This is a genomic window from Cyanobium sp. LEGE 06143, assembly GCF_015207535.1.
Lineage (GTDB): Bacteria > Cyanobacteriota > Cyanobacteriia > PCC-6307 > Cyanobiaceae > NIES-981.
Genome location: NZ_JADEWP010000147.1, coordinates 1 through 6,477, shown reverse-complemented (window position 1 = coordinate 6,477; position 6,477 = coordinate 1). Strand labels below are relative to the sequence as shown.

Sequence of the window (6,477 nt, the reverse complement as noted above, 5' to 3'; positions counted from 1 at the left end):
GGGCTGGGGGCTCCTGCCCGCACGACGCGTTCGGGCGGCGGGGCTGCCGGTGCTGCGGGCGTGGGCTCTCGGCCGGCTTCCAGCACCAGCTGGCGGGGGCTGCCGAGGGCCTTGGCGATCGCCTGCTCCACCAGGGCCTGGCGGTTGTGCACCATGGCGACCCACTGGCTGGCCACCTGCACCACCGCCCGGCGTTCATCCAGCCCCACCAGGCGGCCCTGCTGGCTCAGCAGCATGCGGGTGGAGGGCAGTTCCAGGCAGGCCAGGATCTGCTGCCAGAGCTCGCTGAGGTTCACCGCCCGTGGCTCCGGGGCCAGCTGTTGCGGGGATGTCGCAGCCGGCTGCGGGGCCACCGGCGGCCCCGGCGGCGTGGCGGCTGGGGTGGCGGCAGGAGTGGCTACCGGCGGCGGCGCGGCAGCAGCCCGCTGCGCCTCAGGCTGGCTGGCGGCCCCGGGCTGCCGCGGCGCCAGCAGGCCCAGCAGCAGCACCTCAAGCCAGAGGCGGGGGTTGACGCTGTGGCGCAGCTGCTGCTCGCTGCCCTTGAGCTGGGCCTGCCACTGCAGCAGGCGTGGCTGACCCAGGCGGCTGGCCAGATCCGGCAACTGGCTGCGGAACTGCGGGGACACGGCCGTGAGCTCGAGTCGCTCGGGGGCCAGGCCCACCAGCACCAGATCCCGCAGCAGACTGGCCATCCCCTGCAGCACGGCCGCCGGCTCCCGGCCCCGCTCCAGCAGCTCGCGGCTGGCCTCGATCAGGCCGAGTGGCTCGGCCCCCGCCAGGGCCGCGGCCAGGTGCAGCAGCTCCTGTTCCGGCACCGCCCCGAGCAGGTCCCACACGGCCTCCACCTCGATGGGCGGGGGCAGCAGGCTGAGCTGATCGAGCAGGCTTTCGGCATCGCGCAGCCCGCCCTGGGACCGCTGGGCCACCACGTGGAGGGCCTCGGGCGTGATCGCGATCGCTTCCTGGGCGGCGATCCAGCCCAGATGGCGCTCCAGGGCCGGCAGGGGGATGCGGCGGAAGTCGAAGCGCTGGCAGCGGCTCAGGATCGTGGGCAGCACCCGCTGGGGGTCGGTGGTGGCCAGCACGAACACCACCTGCGGCGGTGGCTCCTCCAGGGTCTTGAGCAGGGCGTTGAAGGCCGCCGTGGAGAGCATGTGGCACTCGTCCACCACATACACCTTCCAGCGGGCCTGCACCGGCGCGAAGCGGGAGCGCTCGATCAGCTCGCGGATGTTGTCCACGCCGGTGTTGGAGGCGGCGTCGATCTCGATCACGTCGAGGGCACTGCCGGAGGCGATCCCGGTGCAGAGTTCGCAGTGGCCGCAGGGTTCAGGCGTGGGCCCGGGGGCGCTGAGGCAGTTGAGCGAGCGCGCCATGATCCTGGCGCTGGACGTCTTGCCCGTTCCCCTGGGCCCGCTGAACAGGTAGGCCGGCGCGATACGGCCGGAGCGCAGGGCATTGACCAGCGTGGCGGCGATGGCCTCCTGCCCCACCAGCTGGTCGAAGCGCTGAGGTCTGTACTTGTGGTGGAGCGGCTGGTAGGCCTGGCCCATGGGGCGGCCTCAGGGGCGAAGCGTCGAGGCTACTGGTCGTCCCCGGGCTCCAGCAGCCCATGCAGACGGGATTCGAGAGCGGCCTCCATGTCTTCCACCTCGGCCAGCTGGTCGGCCAGGCCCTGGGCCGTGCGCCGCAGGGCCTCGAACTGGCCCTGGCCCCAGCGGGCCTCGGCCTTGGCGAGTTCCTCATCCAGCCGACCCTGCAGCTTCTGGCGCAGGCCCTCCAGCTGGGCGATGGTCTGCCGGGCCAGCTCCAGGCCCTTGTCCAGCTGACCCGGATCCAGATTCAGCGATTCCAGATTCAGGCCTTCGAGGCGGGCACCCTGCCGCAGCAGCAGGCGGGCGCCGGCGAGCACCGCCGCCGGCATCACCTGCCCCAGGGCCAGCGCCCCCAGGGTGCCGGTGTGCAGCCAGCCCTCCACCTGGGAGCTGCGATGCCGGCCGGTCTTGCACCAGTGGGCGAAGTGCTCGCAGTTGTTGAACAGCAGGTTGTAGTTCTGCTCCCCGAGGCGGCCCATGGCCCGTCTGAGGCAGACCCCATCCGGGGAGCAACTGCCCTCGGGATAGGGCACCACGCTCAGCGGTTGGCCGAGGCTGAAGTCGTCGCTGGCGCTGCGCAGGATCTCGCGGCCCTCCAGGTAGTGGGCCACCGTGCCGTCGCCCAGGTCGATGCCGTGGTGGTTGAACAGGCCGTGCTGGCGCGGCACCTGCAGGTGATCGGCGGCGGCCACGCAGGGTTCAGGCGCTGGCCTGGGCGCCCTCGTGGCTGGCGCCCAGGGGAACCACCTTGGCCTGGCTGCGCTGCTCCACCAGCTCACGGGTCACGGTGAAGTCCTTGACGTTGCTGCGGGAGGGCAGGTCGTACATCAGCTCCAGCATCAGCTCCTCGAGGATGCCGCGCAGGGCCCGGGCCCCGGTCTTGCGGCGGTGGGCCTCGGCGGCGATCGCCGCGATGGCGCCGGGCTCGAAGTGCAGCTGCACCTCGTCCATGCTGAGCAGCGTCTGGAACTGCTTCACCAGGGCATCGCGGGGCTCGGTGAGGATCGATTCCAGGGCGCGGGTATCGAGCGGTTCGAGCACGGCGCTCACCGGCAGGCGGCCGATGAACTCAGGGATCAGGCCGTACTTCACCAGGTCGTCGGGCTCCATGTGCCGCAGCACGCTGGCCGCCTGGCGCTCCTTGACGCTGCGGGGGCGGCTGCTGCCGTCGGGGTTGATGAAGCCGATGGCATTGCGGCCCATCCGCTTCTGCACCACGTCGTCGAGGCCCACGAAGGCGCCGCCGCAGATGAACAGGATCTGGCTGGTGTCGATCTGAATGCAGTCCTGATAGGGATGTTTGCGGCCCCCCTGGGGCGGCACGTTGGCGGTGGTGCCCTCCAGCATCTTCAGCAGGGCCTGCTGCACCCCTTCGCCGGACACATCCCGGGTGATCGAGGGGTTCTCGCTCTTGCGGGCGATCTTGTCGATCTCATCGATGTAGATGATGCCCCGCTGGGCCAGTTCCACATCCATGTCGGCCTTCTGCAGCAGCCGCAGCAGGATGTTCTCCACGTCTTCCCCCACGTAGCCGGCTTCGGTGAGGGTGGTGGCATCGACCACGGCGAAGGGCACATCCAGGATTTCGGCCAGGGTCTGGGCCAGCAGCGTCTTGCCGCAGCCGGTGGGGCCGATCAGCAGGATGTTGCTCTTGTGCAGCCGGGTGGCGGTCTGGTCGGTCTCGCCCTTGCCGTCGCCCTGCCAGGCCAGGCGCTTGTAGTGGTTGTAGACCGCCACGGAAAGCGATTTCTTGGCCTCTTCCTGACCCACCACCTGGCCATCGAGGAACTCCTTGATCTCCTGGGGTTTGGGCMSWKCCGNNRGGSTGNSSASCMGSNNNTCNTSGASGRTYTCKTKGCMGARMTCKWKGCRCKMGTNGSRKWYGKRGRCMYSGSGSCCGSCNGMYGAGNCNTNNNTGYSCACCWGCTCCTSRKMSWKGNYCKCRKWRCNGAGMWCNWTGMRMTSGKCGYMGAWSTWGRCCMYSGGNCMGGMGMKGNAGSWYGNGMACSTSCKSSTSGGNNKKGSCGNRGARCNGAGNNNNTGRKMYSSGSGTCRRMMTTGRCCMTNGGNARSMGSKKCAGGNNACKSWMCKTMMGGRTCGGNSRGRMRGGWKCRGASKGGKSSCCNRGWCAGSAYKSWYCMKSGARSMGGNYTCWGNGMSRCWCNCCKWRMSGAKCGGNYRGNNAGGKYCAGNCKGKSSRCCMGRCNGGRSGMWYCANNGCSAGNGRRKCSKCNTSAGSGSCANNMGRGCCRARMRGNTNSSAKGGNNCSAGCTGKCNCRCCMGGNGGGGKMAYSAKGGCCMKYGGRKYGRMKTNNGGKYYMRGKSMCMAMMMGRTNCSATNRGRYCGWRYTSRMYCGCCWNGGNGGGGGAAAGGAAGTAGTCGCGGTCCGTGTCCTCGGTGATCTTCTCAAGGGGCTGGCCGGTGTGCTCCGCCATCAGGCCATTGAGGGTGTCCTTGAGGTAGAGGATCTCCTTGGCCTGGATCTCGATGTCCACCGCCTGGCCTTGGGCGCCGCCGAGGGGCTGGTGAATCATGATCCGGGCGCTGGGCAGGGCCAGGCGCTTGCCTTTGCTGCCCCCCGTGAGCAGGAAGGCCCCCATCGAGGCCGCCAGGCCGTAGCAGATGGTGACCACATCCGGAGCCACCTGCTGCATGGTGTCGTAGATCGCCAGCCCGGCCGTCACCGAGCCGCCCGGTGAGTTGATGTAGATCTGAATGTCCTTCTCGGGGTCCTCGGCCTCCAGGAAGAGCAGCTGGGCCACCAGGGCATCGGCCACGGCATCGTCGATGCCCGTGCCAAGAAAGATGATCCGCTCGCGCAACAGGCGCGAATAGATGTCGAAGGCCCGGTCGCCCTTGCCCGACTGCTCGACCACGGTGGGCAGCACCCCGGGGGCGGCGGCAGGCGCCCCGATCGTGGCCTCGGGCCGCCCTCCCATCCAGAGGTTCTGGATCGGGTGGGTCCGCAGGGCAGAAGGGGAGTGGGCGTCGATCACGCGCGGCAAGGTCTGGTACCGGCAATCTATGGGGATGGGATCGGTGCTCGCTGGGTGGATTGCCGCAGCCAGGGGCAGGACAGCCCCCGCACCGCTCAGTCTTCGCTGGTCGGAGCCGCCTCCTCGGCAGCAGCAGCCTCATCGCGGACGGTAGCGCGCTCGGTGATCGTGATGTGGCTCTCGAGCCAGTCGAGCAGCTTGTCGCGCAGAAGGTCGTCGCCCACCACCTGGCGCAGCCGATCGGCATCGATGTTGCCCTGGTTCTCGAGCCCCTGGCGCACTTCCTTCACCTTGGCGTCCAGCTCGGCGTCGTCCACCTTGATCGCCTCGGCAGTGGCGAGGGCCTGGAGTGCCAGGTTGCGACGCAGGCGCTGTTCCGCCTCGGGCCGGGAGCTGTCCACCAGGCTGCGCACCAGCTCAGGGGTGAACAGTTTTTTCACGTCCATGCCCTGCTGGGCGATCTGGCCCGCGGTCTGCTCGATCAGGTTGCGGATCTCCTGCTGCAGCAAAGATTCCGGCAGCTCCACCTCCAGCTCCTCCACCAGGGCGCCCAGCAGGGCCTCGTGGCGGGCTGTCCTGGCCCGGCTCGCGGCGTCGTCCCGGAGGCGCTGCTCCAGATCGGCCCGCAGCTCGGCCATGGTCTGCTTGTCGCTGGCCTGCTTGGCAAAGGCGTCGTCGAGGGCGGGCAGCTCCCGGGTCTTGAGGTCCTTGAGGTCGATCTCGAAGCGGGCCTGGCGACCGGCGGCCTCCTCCTGGGGGTAGCTCTCGGGGAACTGGCACTCCACCGTGCGCGCGTCGCCCACGGCCATGCCGATCACACCCTCCACGAAGCCGGGGATCATGCGACCCTCCTCCAGTTCCACCTCGGTGGCATCGCTGCTGCCGCCGGTGATCGCTTCGCCACTGTCGACAAACACGCCGCTGAAGCTGAGCACGGCCACGTCGCCGCTCTCGGCGCTGCGGCCTTCCACCGGCACCAGAGTGGCCAGCTGCTTGCGCGACTGCTCGATCAGTTCATCCACCCTGGCCGGGTCGTAGCTGATCGCCTCGGCCTCGGCCTTGAGGCCTCGGGTGTTGTTCAGCTTCGGGGTGGGCTCCACGTCGAGCTCCAGCGTGAAGCTGAGCGCTTCTCCAGGCTGGAACCGCTCCAGCACCAGCTCGAAGGCCTCGTTCAGCTCCGGACGGCTCAGCGGAGACAGTTCTTCCAGGGCCAGGGCGTCGCGGAAGGCGGCATCGACCAGATCCTCCAGGGCGGTGGCCTTCACCCGCAGCGGGCCGATCTGCTGCAGCAGCACCGCCCGGGGCACCTTGCCCTTGCGGAATCCCGGCAGCTTGATGCTGCGGCTGAGCTTCTCCACCGCCGTCTCGTAGCTGGCCTTGCAGCGCTCGCCTGGAATCGCCACCTCGAGGGCTATGCGGCTGCCCGGACGTGGCGTGGCGGTCACGCTGAAGGTGTCGCCCTTGGCGGGGCTGGTGGGGGCGGAAGAGGCGGCAGCAGGACTCATGGCAGCTCGATGCAGCCCCCTATCCTAAGAAAGTGGCTTGCAGGCACTGTTTCCGGTAGTGTTTGCAGCATCAAGACGTGAGATCCCCGTGGTGGTCTCCCTGGCCCATGCATCACAGCTGCGCTGTGATTTGCCTGCCAGTTCCGAGCGACCGCGGCAGACTCCGCCCAGGCCCTGCAGATCCAGGCCTTTTGATCCGAGAGCCTGACATCGTTTGCCGGCCGAGCCCTTCCCCAAGTTTTCCAACCAGCCCTTCGCCACCACGCTCACCTTTCCTCTCCCTCAACCGTTCACCGTTGGCCCCCGTCTCTTCACCGGTCTTCGGAACCCCTCGAGCGCCCACCCTGTTGCAACGCCCCTGCTGCAACGCCCCTGCTG

3 protein-coding genes and 2 pseudogenes are annotated in these 6,477 nt (G+C 69.5%); all 5 read right to left on the bottom strand.

The window, feature by feature from the left end:
- Positions 1-1,553, bottom strand: a 1,553-nt coding sequence (locus IQ216_RS10395) for a DNA polymerase III subunit gamma/tau (RefSeq protein WP_193815415.1), incomplete at its 3' end; no start/stop codon positions are given.
- Between the two features lie 29 nt (positions 1,554-1,582).
- A complete protein-coding gene (locus tag IQ216_RS10390) occupies positions 1,583-2,287 on the bottom strand; it encodes a lecithin retinol acyltransferase family protein (protein ID WP_186697962.1) in 705 nt (234 codons plus the stop codon).
- A gap of 7 nt (positions 2,288-2,294) precedes the next feature.
- Positions 2,295-3,407: pseudogene (gene clpX, locus IQ216_RS10385) on the bottom strand (ATP-dependent protease ATP-binding subunit ClpX); the annotation flags it as partial.
- A 545-nt stretch (positions 3,408-3,952) separates the two neighbouring features.
- Positions 3,953-4,537 (bottom strand): annotated as a pseudogene (clpP, locus tag IQ216_RS10380) (ATP-dependent Clp endopeptidase proteolytic subunit ClpP); the annotation flags it as partial.
- A gap of 152 nt (positions 4,538-4,689) precedes the next feature.
- A complete protein-coding gene (gene tig / locus IQ216_RS10375; protein ID WP_193815414.1) occupies positions 4,690-6,099 on the bottom strand; it encodes a trigger factor in 1,410 nt (469 codons plus the stop codon).
- Between the last annotated feature and the right edge of the window lie 378 nt (positions 6,100-6,477).